Raw genomic sequence first — 15,379 nt, 5'->3', positions numbered from 1 at the left:
ATCTAAAATCTAATAACTATAACGTTGGAGTTAAACCAAAATTTACAGCCCTTTTCAGATTGATGAACCACATATTCACAAGCAAAACCTAGTAGGGACGTTCCATGGAACGTCCCTACTGTGGTCTACTGAAATGAAAACCGCTGTAATTAACCAAACGATCGCTTCCCGACTTTATCTAAAATCTAATAACTATAACGTTGGAGTTATACCAAAATTTAATTAACCAAACGATCGCTTCCCGACTTTATCTAAAATCTAATAACTATAACGTTGGAGTTATACCAAAATTTAATTAACCAAATGATCGCTTCCTGACTTTATCTAAAATCTAATAACTATAACGTTGGAGTTATACCAAAATTTAATTAACCAAATGATCGCTTCCTGACTTTATCTAAAATCTAATAACTATAACGTTGGAGTTATACCAAAATTTAATCAACCAAGCGCTCGCCTCCCGACTTTATCTAAAATCTAATAACTATAACGTTGGAGTTAAACCAAAATTCAATCAACCAAGCGATCGCTTCCCGACTTTATCTAAAATCTAATAACTATAACGTTGGAGTTATACCAAAATTCAATCAACCAAGCGATCGCTTCCCAACTTTATCTAATATCTAATTTTTAATTTTAGGGAATAAAGAAGAGAGAAGAAAAAGAAATAATCTACCTGATTAATATAAGAATCGCTATATTAGCTGTAATGTCCTTAATATTTGATTTAGTGAATAAAAATAATGGCTTACAGTGATTTTAAGTTAGGGGATTTAATCAAAAATTTTAGCTTAAAAATTAACGAAACTTCTGAAATGTTTGCGGATGTTCCTGAAGTCGAATGTAGTGAAATTTTAACTATTCTTCTCAAAGAAAATGTAGATTTAGCTGTTGCGATTAATACAGAAAAAGCTCGTTCTGAAATGATTATCGCACCAATATTACTGGAAATTAGACGAAAATTTAATTACAACATTAGTCTGTTTTCTGGGGTAGATTTTAATGTAGATTTCAGTCAAAAATTAAATGGGTTTTGTGATTTTTTGATTAGTCGTTCAAAGGAACAGCTTTTTATCCACGCTCCTGTATTCATAATTGTAGAAAGTAAAAATGAAAATTTGAAATCTGGGTTAGGTCAATGTGCAGCAGAAATGGTGGCAGCACAATTATTTAATCAGCAAGAAGGAAACGAAATTTCAACTATTTATGGTGCTGTGACTATTGGTACTATTTGGCAGTTTATTAAACTTGATAGAGATGTTATTTCTATTGATTTAAAAGAGTATTATATTCGGGATATTCAGAAGATTTTAGGAATTTTAATGCAGGCAGTTAATTAAGATAGTAATCAGGAATTAGATAGGAAAAACTGATAGAAAAATTAGTAGACATTTTAGATTTAATAACCAATGTGAATGTCATTGATATAATAGTTGATATAACAAAGTGATAATGATTATCATAATCATTTTTCATATCCCCAATTTTTTTTCACTCTCTTGACATATTAGGAATCTTAAACTAAGATTCATTGCTATGAATATTTATTAATATAGTCCGCCAATAATGGTTCTTATAATCATTGTTTAGAACCTTTTGGCCTCATGCTAGTTTGAGTAATTATTCCGTCAACTACTAAAGGTTTTTTCACCCAATGAAGTGCAGAAAATCACCAACCAATTGGCTAGCAGTTTTTGCAGCTTTTCTTATTGCTTGGATGCAAATGAGTCCGACTGCCCTCGCTGCTAATCCTGCCTCGCAAGCAACTAAGGATATTCACGACCAAGTTTTGCTTGATTTACCCTTTGAAAATATTGAAGATTTTGACCTAGCCACAAGAGGGTTTATCGCTAGGCTAGAGCCACCTATAATTGAAGTAATTGAAGGAGAAGAAAACGACCGTCCAGCTTGGGATTTGGAGCCGTATAACTTTCTCCTAGATGGTCAAACTGTTCCTTCTTCACCTGATGATTTGCCTGAAGCTCCATACACTGTCAACCCCAGTCTGTGGCGAATATCTCAACTCAATATGCAGCATGGACTGTACGAAGTTGTACCTGGTATCTATCAAGTTCGAGGCTATGATTTATCAGTAATGACCTTGGTTGAAGGACATACAGGCTGGATTCTCATTGATCCCCTAACATCTAAAGAAACAGCAAAGGCAGCACTAGATTTAGCAAATGCTAATATCGCAAATATGCAATTGCCCAGGCATCCTAGACGCACCAAGCCTTTACCTGTTTCTGCTGTTATCTATACCCACAGTCATGTCGATCATTTTGCTGGAGTTCAAGGTGTTATTGCTCCAGAAGATGTTAAGTCTGAGGACAACCCTGATGGAGTCCCTATCTACGCCCCTGAAGGTTTTTTAGAAGAAGCAGTTAGTGAAAACGTTTTTGTTGGTGACGCAATGAGCCGTCGCGGTTCTTATATGTATGGCACCTTGCTCCCAAAAGGCATAGATGGACAGGTGGATAGTGGCCTAGGGAAAACAACCTCTTCAGGTCAATTCACGCTGATTGCTCCTACTGATATTATTGATGGAACTATGGAAGACCTCCCACCAGTGGATGGGATTCGTATTCAGTTTCAGAATGTGCCAGGTTCTGAAGCCCCTGCTGAAATCATGTTCTATTTCCCAGAGTTTCATGCCCTCTGTGCGTCTGAGGATGCAACCCATACTCTACACAACCTCTATACCTTGCGTGGGGCTAAAGTACGAGATTCACTGGCCTGGGCAAATTACTTAAGCGAGACTATTGAACTCTTTGGAGATGATGTCGAAGTCGTGTTTGCCTCTCACCACTGGCCGACTTGGGATGAGCCTGGCACCCCTGAGAATGAAGTAGTGGAGTATTTGAAGAAGCAACGAGATTTGTACAAGTACATCCATGATCAAACTCTGCATCAGGCAAATAAAGGTTATACTATGCTAGAAATTGCTGAGGATTTCAAATTGCCTGATTCTCTAGCAAACGAATGGTACAATCGAGGCTACTATGGTTCTATCAACCACAATGTCAAAGCAGTTTATCAACGCTATCTTGGTTGGTTTGATGGCAATCCGGCTCACCTCCATTCTCTCCCTCCAGAACAAGCAGGCGCTAAATATATTGAATATATGGGTGGACCTGCTGTTGCTATTGAAAAAGCAGAGACCGATTATGAAAATGGTAAATATCGTTGGGTTGCTCAGGTTATGAGCGATCTGGTCTTTGGTTTCTGTAAAGATAACGATATTGATCTAGACTGTCTTGATGCAAAACAACTGGAAGCTGATGCTCTAGAACAAATGGGCTATCAAGCCGAATCTGGTCCCTGGCGGAATTTCTTCCTTACTGGCGCACAAGAGTTACGCGATGGTGTTAATACAAGATTACCTGTTCCGGATGTAATCAGTGCTGAAGTTATTCATTCAATGACATCAGACTTGATCTTTGACTATCTAGCGATCAAGCTAGATGGCTGGGAAGCAGCAAAGAATGAGGAGGGATACAAGTTCAATGTGATTTTCCCTGATACCAGTGAAAATTATCTGCTTTCCGTAGAAAATGGTGTGTTGACTTACACGAACGGCAAATTGATCGGGAATCCTAATACAACTATCTTTATTAATCGCACTGATCTTGATGATGTTATTCTGGGAGATAAGGAGATTTCAGAGGTAGTGTTGAGCCATGGCGGTGAACTCCAAGATTTCCAAGACTTCTGGAGTCTGTTAGATTTAGATTTAGAGCCGTCTGAATTCTGGTTTAACATCGTTCTTCCCTAAGCTTTATCAGTTGTCATATCAAATCTGGTAGCATCGGTGTTATTCAAAATTCAAAGATAGGAGTAGGGGCGAATGGCTATTTGCCCCTAGGCATTGTATAATGATCAACGGAATTATGTTACTCCGAAGGCAAAAGACGCTTTCGTAAAATAGGTTTTGGTTTTGAAGAAGATTTTGGAGAATCTTCAGAAGAATCTAAAATAGGTTTTGGTTTTGGAGAAAATTTTGGAGAATCTTCAGAAGAATCTAAAATTTCGCAATTCTCAACTAATTTACTAATTATTAAAACCTGTTCATTTGTTAAACATTCTGGAGATTGTTGCAACATTTGTGTCAATTCTTGAAAACCTTGCAATACAGGAACAGAACAATTAGTTGTACCAATCCATTTCGCGACAGGAAAGATAACAGGAGCAAATATAAAATCTTCATGGAAACCATAAATTTGAGGAATAACCCACTGCTGAAACATTTTTTTGTGATAGAGACTTTGAGAAGTAGGACTATTTTCTAAAGGTACCCATTTGACTCCTTCCCGTTTTTTCCATTTATCTTGATTAGCAGCAAATGAACCTTTCCAAGTTTTGACTTCTACTAAAAAAACACCCCTATTACCAATAATTAAAAGGTCAATTTCTGTAAGTTTTCTTGATGCAATTGGAATCAAGGCATTTTTAAACATTACCCAACTATCAGGCAGTGACATTAGTAGAAAGGATAGAAAATTTTCTCCCAAGTTACCTTTAATTTGGTTTTTAATTTGTTGAAACTGAACAAAACTAGCGCCAATTTCTCCAAAAAAACCTCCTCCTAGAGATTCTTTTACTTCTTGCCTTCTGTCCGAGATTTTATCCTGAATTTTTGCTTGAAAAGCTTGTTGTAGTAATGGAGATTGTTTCAGAATTCTCATACTTTCTATTTAATGATTTTATGGGTAGCTATGATTTACAGCGCTTTTCAGTTGAGTAGACCACTAAATTCATTGTTAGGACTCAGGAGTCAGGAGTCAGGAGTCAGGAGCTAGGAGTTAGGAGTCAGGAGTCAAGAGTTAGGAGTGAAGAGTCAGTATCATTGTGGTTTATTCATATGAAAACCGCTGTAAAAAAAATTATCATATAATCCTACTAATTTTATTTTTGATCGACAATAGGAATTTGACGAAAAATGAATTAGTTTTAAGAGCATTAAAAACCAGGGCTAAGTCAGAGAATTTACTAATTTTAATTTCCTCACAAATTCCCTTATAAAAAGGTAGTTTTTCCAAATTTATCTTACCATTTTACCTTCTATCTTGTCTGGGTTAGAAAGATACTATAGCAATCCTAAATAGGTTGTAAGATTTTATCGTAGGGGTTTGGTTTCCAAATCCCTTGGCGCTTGGGGAAAGGAGACCAAACCCCTACATTTTTTTCTCACAAATGATTTCTTATGGCTATATTCTTATTCTTGACTCCTGAATTTTCCTATTTAAAATTAAAGCCAAAATAACCACAGCAACTAAATATAGCAATCAGGAATGATTTATGAGAATTTTTATGATAGTTAATTTTAGCTGAAAACCTTGAAAAATATGACTCCTGACTCCTGTACGGGCGATTTCCGTTTGTCATGCTCCTAATTACGCTCTTCGCCCCTACCTCCAAAATCTTACAACTGAAATAGGATTGCTATATTCTGACTTCTGACTCCTGACTCCTGACTCCATCTACTTCGACACAGCATCACAGTCACCTAAATACCACCGCCAAGGTAAATCAGTTCCTTTTGTAATGCCAATACGAGTTGTTTGTACTATTTGCAAATCTTCCTGAAATTGGGGCGATCGCTTCTCCAACCACATAGGTTGCCCCATTTGCAGAGGCGAACCATTCAAACTCAGGTCTATATTAAGTAGACGACAAAGTTTACCAGGGCCAGCAGCTAGACGAGAAATTTTAGATTTTGATTTTTGTTTTGGAATATACTCCCATAACCAATCTGGCACAGACTCTAATTGTAAAGCTCTAATTAAGACAACACTGGGCACCCCATCTACATCTGTCACAATATTTAGACAGTGGTACATCCCGTAAATGAGGTAAACATAGCTCCTGCCTGGAGGGCCAAACATCACCGCATTTCGTGGCGTACGACTACGATAAGCGTGACAAGCAGGATCTCCTGGGGCATAAGCTTCGGTTTCTACTATTGTGGTGCGGATAATTTGCTCGTCGGATATTCGTCGCACTAAAGTACAACCTAGTAATTCTGGGGCAACTTCTGGGGATGGGCGTTTTAGCCAAGTATTGTCTATAATTTCATTTGTTTGAGCTAAATTCATATAAAGGAGTTTGCAATTATGGATATCAAATTAATTCTAGTGGGATTAACTGTTTTGTTTACTATTGGTTGTCTGTTTTTTGGTACAAAGAATGGATTCTATGATACTGATGATTATCATGGAAATGGCTGTGCCCACTAATATCATCAGGACTTAAGCAAATTAATTTTTAAAGCACCATTTGTAGGGGCGAATACCATTCGCCCTCGCCATAAGTACAGTCTCTGCATAAGTCCTGATCATATCCGATTAAATAGCTCTAATTAGAGTTGCGTAGTGTTGTTTGAGCAATAAGATAAATGTTTCATGTTGTTAGAGCAATACTACCAACAAAAACTTTTTTTTATCACTTATTATTTATGCGGATATTGTATAAGTAGGCGATCGCGACAACCATGTGGCGCATTATCATTCAAATACTTTAGTTTTCCAATTTTTGATAATTTAATTCTTGAATAGACAAGTGTTCTATCCAAGAATTTTTTTCAATTAAATGGCATTGCTGAAATAAGGTATGAAATTCGTATCAGAGTCAGATTTATAGCAAGGAAAAAAGCTATGCGTGACTACTAAAAATTATACAGTCATTCAGCAACGCCAATTAAATCATATAGCGCTACGCATTAAGATTAGGAGACTTTTCTATTCCCTATTCCCTATTCCCTGTTTCTTATATTTATCAATCAGGCAAATATTCAAAATCGAGACTTTCTGCAAAAGTAAAGGGAGATTGTTTTGGAAAAACATCAATTTTAATTCCTGTTTCATTAGCTGCTTTTAGCCTACTTTTTTGATAGGATTTATCAAATATTTCTGGCAAAAGTGGTTTGAGACTAGGGCTATCTTCTAGTAGTAATTCTAGAGAAATTCGCTGTTCAATAATGGTATTTTTCCAGCTTTCAGTTCTTTTTCTTGGCTGATATTTCCACTTGAGCAGATACATCAACAGAATAATTAAACGATTTTTTAGCTCTCGTTTTTCACTCCTACCAATACTTTCTATTTCTTCAATTAAATTAGGAATATCTATTTCTGTAAGTTTTCTTGATTTTAATAAGTTTGCAGTTGTTTCTACCCACAATAAAAAATCTTGTTCATAAAGATTGTCTGATATTGTGTCTGGTAATTTATTCATAATTAGGGTTTGCTGATTAAATTTTAAAGCATTGACTTTCTAATGGTTTTAGCCGTTTTAAGTCTTGAAAAAGTACAAGGTTTTTGCTACGCAAGAGCTGCAAAAAGTTAGGATGAAAGGGTTGACAAGAGCCTAAAAATCACGAATTAAATTCTTTCTTCTGCCTCCTCTAAATTCCTTACTCCTCCTGTCTCCTGTCTCCTGTCTCCTGACTCCTACCCTCACCCATAAGACTTTTTCAGCAAGCCCTAATTATCTCATCAGGTAATACCGTTTCACGGAAGTCAAAATTCAAAAGTTACAAGTAAGATTTAAAAGGTATTTTGAGCAAATAATTAACTAGAGCAATCCGCGCTCCATGTTGTAATTATCGTAGGGGTTTGGTTTCCTTTCCCCAAGCCCAAATGGAATCATATTGCTATTATGATATCAAATCCCCTGGCAATGGAAGTGTTATCAGAAACCGGGTTTTTCGGAGGTCGATGTTAGTATTGTAAGGCATTTAATACAAACCCAGTTTCTCTGCTTTTTTTGTACCGATACTAAGATTTGATATGAATATATGATTCTGGAGTATTTATTCTTCTTCATCACTTCTAATAATGCCGTCTGGCATAATTGTATTATCAAAAAATACTGCCTCTAAGTCAGTATTTTCTAAATTAGCATTCGTAAAATTAGCATTAGTTAAATCTGCATTACTTAAGTCAGCATTTTCTAAATTTGCGTTAGTAAAATTTGTATCGTTCAAGTCTGTATCACTCAAATTTGCACCACTTAAATTAGCATTGCTAAAATTAGCCGAATATAATTCCAATTCAGATAAATCTATATTGCTTAAATCTTTACCACTCAAATCAGTTTCAGGACCAATAAACATTAATCCTGCTTCATCAGGGTCAATATCTGGTGGCAAATCTTCTGAATCTAAATAAAGAGCATCTTGAAAATTTACATCAGTATAATTTGCTTCGCTCCAACCAGAAATAGCTTTAATATAAGCCTTACTGAAGTCAGCATTACTAAAATTTGAACCCTGAATATAAACATCATAAAAAGTAGTGTGACTGAGATTAACATTGCTCAAATTACAATTGTCAAAAGTAACTTCACTTAATTGAGCATCACTAATATTTGCACCAGTCAAATTACAGTTATCAAAAGTTGATTGAAATCCACCCATTTTAGTTAAGTTAGCATTAGTAAAATTAGAATTTTCTATAGTGCTATGATCATAACTTGTATCTGTTAAATCTGCATTACTTAAATCTATATTTTGCCAGTTTATTCCTTCTAAATTGACGTGACTAAGATTAGCATTTCTAAAAGTAGTATTTTCTATATCCGTACTAACTAACTGAACATTACTTAAATTAGCATTATCTAAATTGACATTTTGTAATTTTGCTCTGCTCAGGTTGCAGTTGCTCAGGTTGATTTCTTCTAGAGAAATATTACTTAATTCAAAATCTTCAAATTCAACTCCAGAAAAATCTCTTTCTCCAGCTTGATAACGTTGGATTAATTCATTGCCATCCATATTTTTTTCTCCACAAGTAACTAGGCAAATAATATCATATATAGCAATCAGCAGTCAGCTATAAACATCTTAGCTAAGAAAAAACATTTTTGTAAAAATTATGCCGATTTTTAGGGCAAAAAAATAAGCTTCACCAATTAACAGTCGATGCATGACTTTTAACTTTTGACTTTCTTTGTCATAGGATAATTAATTATTCGGATTATATATGAAAGGGAGGGAATATTCCGCCCCTCTCAAATTAGGATAAGGGTAATACCAATTTGATAAATGTTTGCTACAAATACTTAGGGTACTTTTTAGGAGTCAGGAGTCAGGAGTCTTATAGGAATGGTTTAAATATCATTTTTTAGGTATTAAGTCACCTTTTTTGTCAAAGGGAAATCTCCTATAAAATATTTTTGTTACCCTTATTATTCGTAATATTCTTTTTTCAAAATGGTATAATACCAAGTACCAGGCATTAATTCTGTCTTTATGTGAAGCTTCAACTATTAATACCAAATTCAGGCATAGATAGTTACAGTAAAATGATTACAAAAGTGTTAGTAAATTTGCTGCCGAATTATAGGGCAAAAATCAAATTATCTCTCAAGCGGAAAAACAAATTATCAGAATTATCAAACTATTTTTAGTCAATCATAGAACAGTTTTACTCTGAGAAAAGATAAATATTATAAATTCTTACCTCCTGAAGTCGATTCAAAAAACTTGTTAATTAATGAAAATTGCTTACTAAAAATAAAACACCGTCCGTAATGTACCCGTAAAAATCGTATCATTACTCTCTTGATTACTAGAATCAAAAACAGCTTGAAATACAGGAGAAATTGAAATATTATCATTCACAGCATAACTATAAAAAACCTCTAAATTTGTCTGAGTAGAATTGCCAATTTCATTCACAATAAAAGGTTGCCCGACTGCCACTCCCACACGATCGCCCTCTTGCAAAATATCCAACCCAGAAACACCTGCCATCCAATAATTAGGATTAATATCCCCAAAATCTGTATCTTTATAACTACTATAACCATAGCGACCAAAAACAGCAAACTTAGAAGCAAAACCCCACTCAAAATTTACTCCTACCGCATCAAAACGGCGAGCAAAAACTCTACCTCCACTATAAATCAAACGCAGACTAAATCGAGACGAAGGATTATATTCAAACTCCACCATTCCTTGATGAAAACCAAATAATCCCCGCGAACCCCTGCCATCAGAATAGAGTAATGATGTAAACAAAGAAACGGGTAAAGGAGTTTGACCATTTTGGGTAGGGTTAGCTGAATCTGGGGCAATGTACAAAGCACGAACGTTGAAAGCACTGCCTCCAGGGTTCCATTGTAATATTGCTCCACCACCGATGGCATCCATAGGAAATATCACATAGTTATAAACCAGGTTCGCTGTGGAAAAGTCGCGAAAACTTAAGTTAGCATAACTATTATTGTCTATATAATCCAAAGCTTCAATTAAAGGTCCTACAGTTAGGGATAAATTTTCCACTACCTGAAAACTGTAGAAAACCCTCCCAATCCCAAACTCATCATCTCGAAGAGGTCGTCTAGTAATATCTAAAATACTCCCAAAATTAGGTTCCAGTATTGCCGTAGCGTTGTCAAGAATTCCATTACTACCAGTATCAACCCGCAGTTTTAATAAGTCCGTACCTCGGAAACTCGTATCAAAATCAAAAACTACACGATATAACAATGTAGCTTGAGGGTTTTCGTCCGCTAACTCTCTCCCATTCGGATCAATCAGGCGATCGCCATCAAACCCACCAGCATTCACCGCAAAAATTGTCTGACCATTTAATTTCGTAGTAGTAGAAAACTGCTCTGCTTCCAAAACATCCACTCGGTTTCCTAATCCGTCGATACGTGCTTTAAGGTTAGCTATTTCCACCTGAAAATCTTGTATCAGTCTTTCGACAACTATCAAGTCATCTTCTTGAATTAATTCCGCTTGACTTTCTGCCATAAAACTTTCCAGAGTTTGCCAACAAGCATTTAAAGCTGCTGCAAATTCATATCTAGTAATAGGACGGTTGCCTCGAAAAGTATTATCAGGATAACCAGAAAGACAGTCGTAGCGATCGCGCAAACTCAGCAATGCAGAATATGCCCAATCAGTAGGTGAAACATCATCTAATTGATAAACAGGAATTTGTTGGGTAACGGAGTCATTTGGTTTAGTCTCGCTAAATTCTTCAGTATAGTTTTGAACTTGCCCCATCAACTCCTGGTTATCTTCTGTGGCCAGAGTTTTGCCACTACTGAAAGATAATAGATTGATTAGTGTCAAACTGATCAGGATCAATTTTTTTTCCTTACCATGACTTTTGAATAATTGCAAGCTATTTCCCCCCTAACAATAGTTGATTGTGCAGTCAGATTTTATCAGATGCTTTGACCATATCAATACTTAAGCAAAAAATGAAATTATACACTATCTGTAGGGGTGAAAAGCCGTTAACCCCTACTATATATGGTGGTTATGCATAGATAGTTATTAGTTAATTTGCAGCAATAAAGTTTGAGTAGTCCAAGTCGGACATCCACAACCAAAAAAGTCATAATCTTCCGTCCAGATTGCTGCGGATAAAGTTAATGCTAGGGCAACTGTTTCCCAATCATTAGGATCTCTAGGAATACGCTTTCTTGCTTCTGCTTCAAATGATTGATAATAAGATAGAGGGACAGTGGTAATTCTATTATTAATTAGTCCTAGAGCTACTTCTAATTGAAATTGTCCCTGTTCTGGAGTTAAGTTACCTTTATTAACTCTTATAGAAACCCGCTTTTGTAGTTCGTATTGAGCTTCATTTTTCATCTTTTCAGCTAAGAATAATTCTAAGCTTTGCGAATTAATTAAAGCTCTTCCACGCTTTCGTAGCAGTTCAGCAACTAAGACATTTGTATCAACAACTAGGCGCATTCTTCCTCATCCTCAACTGCATTCATAAACATTGATACATATTCGTCTTCTGTTAATCCTGTCTGAGCTAATATTTGTTCCATAAGTATGTCAAGTTTTTCTGCTGCTTTTTTGGCTGCTTCGTAATCGAGCTTACTACGCAACTCTGCTATTCTTTCTTCTGTTAATCCCGTGGGATGTAATGTTTTCTCTATAATTCTATCAAGTTCTTCTTTGGCTTTTTTGGCTGCTTCGCGATCGCCTATGGGATAATAATAACCAATTGTTTTACCTTCATGCTCTATAGAAACCAGTTCTTTTTGAGCTAATAAAATTTGTTTTTCTAGGTCGTCGAATTCAATGTTTTTCATAATCCTTTTGCCTGGATTTTAGATTAATGAGTATCTAAACTGTTAATTATTCTAATATAACATTACTTACTGATGTGGTCAATAATTAATTGACTGCAAATTCTGTAAAAGGTCGCACGTCGGGGGGATGAAAACCTAAGACAATTTGACTTTTAGGAAGACCTCCTCTAAGTAGATCGGATGCTATTCCATCTTCTAAACCATCCCGATGTATCCAGATTTTATCCCTAATAATTTCTATATGAACTAAACAACTATGAACTTGTAAGTCGTCTTCCCATCCTTGAGTAATTAATAAAAAATCATTCCTATCTTCACTAATAATTAAACGGCATTTTAAATCCCCGTGAGCATAAGGAATTTGTGTATATTCCTTGAGTTGCTGTTGAATAATAGTCCGATATTGAGCTAAGATATCCATTGCCATATCTCCTGTTTTTTACTTTTACAAACTAATATATTGACTTTATACTTGTTAACAACTAACTCTCCAATTGGTTCTGAAAAAATAGCCTGATAAGTTATTTTCCGCACTGCTAAATACAACAAAAAATCTGGTTTTACTTCTTCCAATACTGCCCGATAAAGCAAATATTGACCATTTTTTGAATTCAAAATTCAAAATTCAAAGTTCAAAAATTTTGATTATAAGTGAATTTTAATAATTGTTTAATTAAGGGTTCAAGCCTCGTTCTTTAGAGCGAAAAAATCAAAAATATTTTCCTGATTTCAAGCCTCTGACTTTAGGCAGAGGTTATAATGAGCGAATTCATAATTTTTAATTTTGAATTGATTTGACCTAAAGCTTGTTCTAAATCTGCAATACTAGATTGCTGCTTTAATTCTTGTTCCTAGATCAGAAACCGGGTTTGCATTTAGATATCATAATACTGATATTAGCTCTATACAAACCCGGTTTTTAATACCATTTTATTAGAGAGTATTAGTTACTAATTTTCTGACAAAGAAAGATTACGAAACTCAACATTAATACCATTGTTGTAGTAAGAACTTTGCAACCATGAACTAATTTGAAAAACTTGTATCTTGTTGACTTCAAGTGGCACATTATCAAAAGTAATAGTAGCTTCTATCGGTACGTCCGTTATCAAATTATTTCTAACACGGGACGTTCCACTATATGTTCCTAATTTAACCCGTGTTGCTAAATATTCTTTACCTGCCTCAAATATCCTGCTTCTCCTGCCAGAACGATTTGAATACAAGGAGAAGCTAACATTTTCTTGTTTGCTTGTGATTAATAGAACACAGCTAATTGTTTGACTTTTTGGATTAACATTAGATTTTTGACAACTCTTAAGATCATAAACAAGACCTTGAACTGCAAAAGATGCTATTGGAGTCGAAATTGTTTCAGTTGTTTCAATTGAAGGAGTTGTGACAGTCGTCGAAATTGGGGTATTGGTACGATTTTTCAAATCTTTGTTTTCAACTTCGAGTTCTTGTATCCTGTCCTTTAACTCATCCTTTTCAGTTTGAGAATTTTCTAGTTGATTTTCCAGTGCAGTTTGATTAGCTGTTAGTTTCTCAACTTGTGCCTCTAATTCCAAAAGCTTTGATGGATCGGGAGTTTCATCTAACCCTACCAATTGAGGAACGTTAGCCACAATATATTCTCTAAGTTTATAACCGCCAAAAGCTGCCAAGGGAGCTACTAAAATTATTAGTATTAAGGCAAAACCAAAATAATTTTTCCATTGCCGTCTTTGAAATTCTCTACTCACTTGTTTAGAAACCTCCTCAATGTCATTTTCACGCAGCAAATCTGATAATCCTAGTTCTAATAAACTCTGCCGAACAGAGTCAATCGTAATTCTACCTTCAAGCTCATTTCTCCTGTGAGAAAGTCTTTCTACTAATCTTTTAAATTCATCCTCACTCAAACTATTTTTACTCATTTGCTTTCACCTCTACTTTTTACTTTCTCCAAACTTTGATTGTCTGATCTCTACCACTACTAATTAGCGTTTTTCCATCAGGACTCATGGCAATAGATGTAACTCCCCGGCGATGTTCTTGAGGAAAAGCTTGTGCTTCTTGATCTGAAAGTTTCCAATCTAAAATTTTTCCATCATTACCCCCACTTATTAAAGTTTTACCATCTGGGCTAAACACCAAACAAGTAACAGCCTCTGAGTGCTGTCTTAGCTCATCTGTTTCTCCCTCACCAAGGTTCCACAATTTAATGCTGTTGTCTCTACCACCACTTGCAAGCAACTTTCCATCTGGACTAAAAATCACGGTAAAAATAGCATCTTTGTGCTTTGTCAGTGTACCCAGACACTCTCTATTTGCAACATTCCAAACCTTGATAGTCTTATCATAACTACAGCTTGCCAGAACTTGTCTGTTTTTCGGGTTAAAAGCCACACAAGTAACTTTATCTGAGTGTCCTGATAACTTGCCTATTTCTTTTCCTGTTTCTACATCCCACAATTTAATATCCTGATTATCACTAGCTGCTAGAAGTTTTCCATCTGGGCTAAAAGTAACCGAATCAAAACCTTCAAGGTCGAAAAAATTATTCAAAAGAGTTTTGTCTAATTCGTGAATTGGATTAGTTTCTCCAAAACGCCAAATTTTGATTTGATAGTTTTTGCAAGCAGCAAATTTCTGACCATCTGGACTAATTGCTACAGAGGTAAACCATAAATCTGTAAAGTGTGGAGCTTGAATTTCTTTGTCTATTCTCCAGGTTTTTTTCTGTTTACCCCAAACTTTAATAACTTGGTCTCCACCACTGATAAAATATTCGTGGTTTTGATTAGGACTAAAAGCTACCTTTAATCCATAGCTCATTACATTCTGTTGAGAAAAATCAGTCATTTGCTTTGCAATCTTATCAATTGCACCAATTCCAGTAGATTGAAACGTAGTCTGAGTGAAATCGCCTTCTGTTAAGCTAGCAACAAATTGCCAGTCGAATTGTTTGATTGCTCTTACTAGAGCCTTAATGGCTTCATCATCCCACTGTTGATAAATGTGACCGCCAATTTGGATAGGATCTTGAGCCTTAATGGCTTCATCATCCCACTGTTGATAAATGGCATCGCCAACTTGGATATGATTATAATTTACCTCAATCTTGCCAACGAAATTTTCACCTACAACATCATTAATCAAATTTATAACAGCGTCAATACTGTTGACACTCATTAAATAGCGGAAGTTTTCCAAGTCAGCATCAGTATGTTGACCCTCAGCAATTCGTTCTAGAATTGCTTTAATCTCTTTCAAATTGTTCGTCATAATCAAAAATAAAGAAGTTTTGGTGTTGCATAATATATTCTAA

Annotated in this window: 15 protein-coding genes; 4 read left to right on the top strand and 11 right to left on the bottom strand. The window is 35.5% G+C overall.

Features of this window, described 5'->3' with window-relative positions; genetic code table 11:
- The first annotated feature begins 492 nt into the window (after positions 1–492).
- From F6K40_RS11190 to F6K40_RS11180, 3 genes are all read left to right on the top strand, one after another.
- Positions 493–627, top strand: coding sequence for a hypothetical protein (locus F6K40_RS11190; protein ID WP_293135534.1), 135 nt, complete (start codon positions 493–495; stop codon positions 625–627).
- Between the two features lie 116 nt (positions 628–743).
- Entirely contained in the window at positions 744–1,340 is a 597-nt protein-coding gene (locus F6K40_RS11185; RefSeq protein WP_293135531.1) for a hypothetical protein, read from the top strand.
- Between the two features lie 314 nt (positions 1,341–1,654).
- Entirely contained in the window at positions 1,655–3,775 is a 2,121-nt protein-coding gene (locus F6K40_RS11180; protein ID WP_293135528.1) for an alkyl/aryl-sulfatase, read from the top strand.
- A gap of 118 nt (positions 3,776–3,893) precedes the next feature.
- Here F6K40_RS11180 and F6K40_RS11175 read toward each other — a convergent pair whose 3' ends face one another.
- Both F6K40_RS11175 and F6K40_RS11170 read right to left on the bottom strand, forming a co-directional pair.
- Entirely contained in the window at positions 3,894–4,685 is a 792-nt protein-coding gene (locus tag F6K40_RS11175; RefSeq protein WP_293135525.1) for a nuclease-related domain-containing protein, read from the bottom strand.
- Between the two features lie 795 nt (positions 4,686–5,480).
- Complete coding sequence (locus F6K40_RS11170; protein WP_293135522.1) at positions 5,481–6,095, bottom strand: DNA-3-methyladenine glycosylase; 615 nt, start codon at positions 6,093–6,095, stop codon at positions 5,481–5,483.
- 18 nt (positions 6,096–6,113) lie between these two features.
- Between F6K40_RS11170 and F6K40_RS11165 the strand changes: the two genes are divergently transcribed.
- Positions 6,114–6,236, top strand: coding sequence for a hypothetical protein (locus tag F6K40_RS11165; protein WP_293135520.1), 123 nt, complete (start codon positions 6,114–6,116; stop codon positions 6,234–6,236).
- A gap of 538 nt (positions 6,237–6,774) precedes the next feature.
- Here the strand turns inward: F6K40_RS11165 and F6K40_RS11160 are convergent.
- The 9 genes from F6K40_RS11160 to F6K40_RS11120 all read right to left on the bottom strand — a co-directional run bounded on the left by F6K40_RS11160 (position 6,775) and on the right by F6K40_RS11120 (position 15,336).
- Positions 6,775–7,230, bottom strand: a complete 456-nt coding sequence (locus F6K40_RS11160) for a DUF29 domain-containing protein (protein ID WP_293135517.1) — start codon at positions 7,228–7,230, stop codon at positions 6,775–6,777.
- Between the two features lie 577 nt (positions 7,231–7,807).
- Positions 7,808–8,770 (bottom strand): pentapeptide repeat-containing protein, encoded by a 963-nt coding sequence (locus tag F6K40_RS11155; RefSeq protein ID WP_293135515.1) that lies wholly within the window; start codon positions 8,768–8,770, stop codon positions 7,808–7,810.
- A gap of 735 nt (positions 8,771–9,505) precedes the next feature.
- Complete coding sequence (locus F6K40_RS11150) at positions 9,506–11,083, bottom strand: iron uptake porin (RefSeq protein ID WP_293135512.1); 1,578 nt, start codon at positions 11,081–11,083, stop codon at positions 9,506–9,508.
- 207 nt (positions 11,084–11,290) lie between these two features.
- Positions 11,291–11,716, bottom strand: coding sequence for a PIN domain-containing protein (locus F6K40_RS11145; RefSeq protein ID WP_293135510.1), 426 nt, complete (start codon positions 11,714–11,716; stop codon positions 11,291–11,293).
- On the bottom strand, positions 11,707–12,066 hold the full coding sequence (locus F6K40_RS11140; protein WP_293135507.1) for a hypothetical protein: 360 nt from the start codon (positions 12,064–12,066) through the stop codon (positions 11,707–11,709). Before F6K40_RS11140 ends, F6K40_RS11145 begins: the two co-directional genes overlap by 10 nt.
- A gap of 85 nt (positions 12,067–12,151) precedes the next feature.
- A complete protein-coding gene (locus tag F6K40_RS11135; protein WP_293135504.1) occupies positions 12,152–12,487 on the bottom strand; it encodes a XisI protein in 336 nt (111 codons plus the stop codon).
- Positions 12,475–12,681 carry an element excision factor XisH family protein gene (locus F6K40_RS11130; RefSeq protein ID WP_293135502.1) on the bottom strand — a complete coding sequence of 69 codons (207 nt, stop codon included), beginning with the start codon at positions 12,679–12,681 and terminating at the stop codon, positions 12,475–12,477. The genes F6K40_RS11135 and F6K40_RS11130 overlap by 13 nt, the downstream gene beginning before the upstream one ends.
- Positions 12,682–13,016: 335 nt before the next feature.
- Positions 13,017–13,985 carry a hypothetical protein gene (locus F6K40_RS11125; RefSeq protein WP_293135499.1) on the bottom strand — a complete coding sequence of 323 codons (969 nt, stop codon included), beginning with the start codon at positions 13,983–13,985 and terminating at the stop codon, positions 13,017–13,019.
- 19 nt (positions 13,986–14,004) lie between these two features.
- A complete protein-coding gene (locus F6K40_RS11120) occupies positions 14,005–15,336 on the bottom strand; it encodes a WD40 domain-containing protein (RefSeq protein ID WP_293135496.1) in 1,332 nt (443 codons plus the stop codon).
- Positions 15,337–15,379: the final 43 nt, after the last annotated feature.

The sequence above is a fragment of the Okeania sp. SIO3I5 genome (genome assembly GCF_010672085.1).
Classification (GTDB): domain Bacteria; phylum Cyanobacteriota; class Cyanobacteriia; order Cyanobacteriales; family Microcoleaceae; genus Trichodesmium.
This window is presented reverse-complemented; position numbering and strand designations above follow the sequence as displayed.

Bases quoted from the DNA above. Each gene is read 5' to 3' on its own strand.
- F6K40_RS11140 (WP_293135507.1), bottom strand. From the start codon at position 12,066: ATGAAAAACATTGAATTCGACGACCTAGAAAAACAAATTTTATTAGCT.
- F6K40_RS11120 (WP_293135496.1), bottom strand. From the start codon at position 15,336: ATGACGAACAATTTGAAAGAGATTAAAGCAATTCTAGAACGAATTGCT.
- F6K40_RS11180 (WP_293135528.1), top strand. From the start codon at position 1,655: ATGAAGTGCAGAAAATCACCAACCAATTGGCTAGCAGTTTTTGCAGCT.
- F6K40_RS11135 (WP_293135504.1), bottom strand. From the start codon at position 12,487: ATGGATATCTTAGCTCAATATCGGACTATTATTCAACAGCAACTCAAG.
- F6K40_RS11160 (WP_293135517.1), bottom strand. From the start codon at position 7,230: ATGAATAAATTACCAGACACAATATCAGACAATCTTTATGAACAAGAT.
- F6K40_RS11165 (WP_293135520.1), top strand. From the start codon at position 6,114: ATGGATATCAAATTAATTCTAGTGGGATTAACTGTTTTGTTTACTATT.
- F6K40_RS11145 (WP_293135510.1), bottom strand. From the start codon at position 11,716: ATGCGCCTAGTTGTTGATACAAATGTCTTAGTTGCTGAACTGCTACGA.
- F6K40_RS11175 (WP_293135525.1), bottom strand. From the start codon at position 4,685: ATGAGAATTCTGAAACAATCTCCATTACTACAACAAGCTTTTCAAGCA.
- F6K40_RS11185 (WP_293135531.1), top strand. From the start codon at position 744: ATGGCTTACAGTGATTTTAAGTTAGGGGATTTAATCAAAAATTTTAGC.
- F6K40_RS11125 (WP_293135499.1), bottom strand. From the start codon at position 13,985: ATGAGTAAAAATAGTTTGAGTGAGGATGAATTTAAAAGATTAGTAGAA.
- F6K40_RS11155 (WP_293135515.1), bottom strand. From the start codon at position 8,770: ATGGATGGCAATGAATTAATCCAACGTTATCAAGCTGGAGAAAGAGAT.
- F6K40_RS11170 (WP_293135522.1), bottom strand. From the start codon at position 6,095: ATGAATTTAGCTCAAACAAATGAAATTATAGACAATACTTGGCTAAAA.